The sequence below is a fragment of the Halomonas sp. C22 genome, assembly GCF_007655045.1.
In the GTDB taxonomy this organism is placed as follows: Bacteria; Pseudomonadota; Gammaproteobacteria; order Pseudomonadales; family Halomonadaceae; genus Vreelandella; species Vreelandella hamiltonii.
This window is the reverse complement of record NZ_VBVC01000020.1, coordinates 1-3259: the sequence shown is the minus strand read 5'-3', so window position 1 is coordinate 3259 and position 3259 is coordinate 1. Positions and strand designations below refer to the sequence as shown.

Here is a 3259-nt window from a genome sequence, read left to right as displayed (position 1 = left end):
CACGTTTCTACGTAAATTGTATTGTGATACGTCTCAAGCGTATCCGGCAATCGTTATCATTGCGAACCCCAGACTCCTTCGGGTTATAGGGTCAAGCAATGAAGCGCACACGGTGGATGCCTAGGCAGCCAGAGGCGATGAAAGACGTGGTAGCCTGCGATAAGGTTCGGTGAGGTGGCAAACGACCTGTGACCCGGACATCTCTGAATGGGGAAACCCACTCATCACAAGATGAGTATCTTGCGCTGAATACATAGGCGTAAGAGGCGAACCAGGGGAACTGAAACATCTAAGTACCCTGAGGAAAAGAAATCAACCGAGATTCCCCTAGTAGCGGCGAGCGAACGGGGACCAGCCCTTAAGCGTGTGACGGATTAGACGAACAGATTGGGAAGTCTGGCCATAGCGGGTGATAGCCCCGTAGTCGAAAATCTGATCACGTGAAATCGAGTAGGTCGGGGCACGAGAAACCTTGACTGAAGACGGGGGGACCATCCTCCAAGGCTAAATACTCCTGGCTGACCGATAGTGAACCAGTACCGTGAGGGAAAGGCGAAAAGAACCCCGGAGAGGGGAGTGAAATAGATCCTGAAACCGTGTGCGTACAAGCAGTAGGAGCAGACTTGTTCTGTGACTGCGTACCTTTTGTATAATGGGTCAGCGACTTATATTCAGTGGCGAGGTTAACCGTATAGGGGAGCCGTAGGGAAACCGAGTCTTAACTGGGCGACACAGTCGCTGGATATAGACCCGAAACCGAGCGATCTATCCATGAGCAGGGTGAAGGTTGAGTAACATCAACTGGAGGCCCGAACCAGGATCTGTTGAAAAAGATTTGGATGACTTGTGGATCGGAGTGAAAGGCTAATCAAGCTCGGAGATAGCTGGTTCTCCTCGAAAGCTATTTAGGTAGCGCCTCACGTATCACCGCCGGGGGTAGAGCACTGTTTCGGCTAGGGGGTCATCCCGACTTACCAACCCGAGGCAAACTCCGAATACCGGTGAGTGCAAGCGTGGGAGACACACGGCGGGTGCTAACGTCCGTCGTGAAAAGGGAAACAACCCAGACCGTCAGCTAAGGTCCCCAAATCCTGGTTAAGTGGGAAACGATGTGGGAAGGCTCAGACAGCTAGGAGGTTGGCTTAGAAGCAGCCATCCTTTAAAGAAAGCGTAATAGCTCACTAGTCGAGTCGGCCTGCGCGGAAGATGTAACGGGGCTAAACCAGGTACCGAAGCTACGGGTTCATCCTTACGGATGAGCGGTAGAGGAGCGTCGTGTAAGCCGATGAAGGTGTGTTGAGAAGCATGCTGGAGGTATCACGAGTGCGAATGCTGACATGAGTAACGATAAAGGGAGTGAAAAACTCCCTCGCCGGAAGACCAAGGGTTTCTGTTCGACGCTAATCGGAGCAGAGTGAGTCGGCCCCTAAGGCGAGGCCGAAAGGCGTAGTCGATGGGAAACGGGTCAATATTCCCGTACCGGACATGATTGCGATGGGGGGACGGAGAAGGCTAGGTGAGCCAGGCGTTGGTTGTCCTGGTGAAAGTGAGTAGGCTTGGGTCTCAGGTAAATCCGGGACCCTCCAAGGCCGAGACACGAAACGAAGACACTACGGTGTCGAAGTCATTGATGCCACGCTTCCAGGAAAAGCCTCTAAGCTTCAGATCATGTGCGACCGTACCCCAAACCGACACAGGTGGTCAGGGTGAGAATCCCAAGGCGCTTGAGAGAACTCGGGTGAAGGAACTAGGCAAAATGGTGCCGTAACTTCGGGAGAAGGCACGCCGGCGTAGGGTGACGAGACTTGCTCTCCAAGCCCGAACCGGTCGAAGATACCAGGTGGCTGCAACTGTTTAGTAAAAACACAGCACTCTGCCAACTCGCAAGAGGACGTATAGGGTGTGACGCCTGCCCGGTGCCGGAAGGTTAAGTGATGGTGTTAGGATTCGTCCGAAGCTCTTGATCGAAGCCCCGGTAAACGGCGGCCGTAACTATAACGGTCCTAAGGTAGCGAAATTCCTTGTCGGGTAAGTTCCGACCTGCACGAATGGCGTAATGATGGCCACGCTGTCTCCACCCGAGACTCAGTGAAATTGAAATCGCCGTGAAGATGCGGTGTACCCGCGGCTAGACGGAAAGACCCCGTGAACCTTTACTATAGCTTCACACTGGACGCTGATGTTGCCTGTGTAGGATAGCTGGGAGGCTTTGAACCTCGGACGCCAGTTCGAGGGGAGCCAACCTTGAAATACCAGCCTGGCATCATTGGCGTTCTCACTCAGGTCCGTGATCCGGATCGAGGACAGTGTGTGGTGGGTAGTTTGACTGGGGCGGTCTCCTCCCAAAGCGTAACGGAGGAGCACGAAGGTACCCTCAGCACGGTCGGACATCGTGCAATGAGTGCAAGAGCATAAGGGTGCTTGACTGCGAGACAGACACGTCGAGCAGGTGCGAAAGCAGGTTCTAGTGATCCGGTGGTTCTGTATGGAAGGGCCATCGCTCAACGGATAAAAGGTACTCCGGGGATAACAGGCTGATACCGCCCAAGAGTTCACATCGACGGCGGTGTTTGGCACCTCGATGTCGGCTCATCACATCCTGGGGCTGAAGTCGGTCCCAAGGGTATGGCTGTTCGCCATTTAAAGTGGTACGCGAGCTGGGTTTAGAACGTCGTGAGACAGTTCGGTCCCTATCTGCCGTGGGCGTTGGATGTTTGAGAAGAGCTGCTCCTAGTACGAGAGGACCGGAGTGGACGACCCTCTGGTGTTCCGGTTGTCACGCCAGTGGCATTGCCGGGTAGCTATGGTCGGACGGGATAACCGCTGAAAGCATCTAAGCGGGAAGCCCCCTTCAAGATGAGACATCCCTGAGGCCTAGAGCCTCCTGAAGGGCCCAGCGAGACCAGCTGGTTGATAGGCACGGTGTGGAAGCGCTGCAAGGCGTTGAGCTAACGTGTACTAATGGCCCGTGAGGCTTGACCCTATAACACCCAAGGGGTCTGGTCGTGATGATAACGAAGGAGTGTGAACGCACTCGCAACACCGGATACGCTGCAGTGAGCCCAAGGGCTTGCTGACAAGAGACGCAAACAATACACATCAAAAACACCTCAGCATGATATGCATTACCTGTTACGCCTGACGACCATAGCACGCGTGAACCACCTGATCCCATGCCGAACTCAGAAGTGAAACCGCTTAGCGCCGATGGTAGTGTGGGGTCTCCCCATGTGAGAGTAGGTCATCGTCAGGCACTTAT

The 3259-nt window shown here is 54.2% G+C and carries 2 rRNA genes; both read left to right on the top strand.

Annotated features, from left to right (window positions below):
* The first annotated feature begins 89 nt into the window (after positions 1 to 89).
* Positions 90 to 2983, top strand: a 23S ribosomal RNA gene (locus tag FEU76_RS18465).
* Between the two features lie 154 nt (positions 2984 to 3137).
* A 5S ribosomal RNA gene (rrf, locus tag FEU76_RS18460) occupies positions 3138 to 3253 on the top strand.
* Positions 3254 to 3259: the final 6 nt, after the last annotated feature.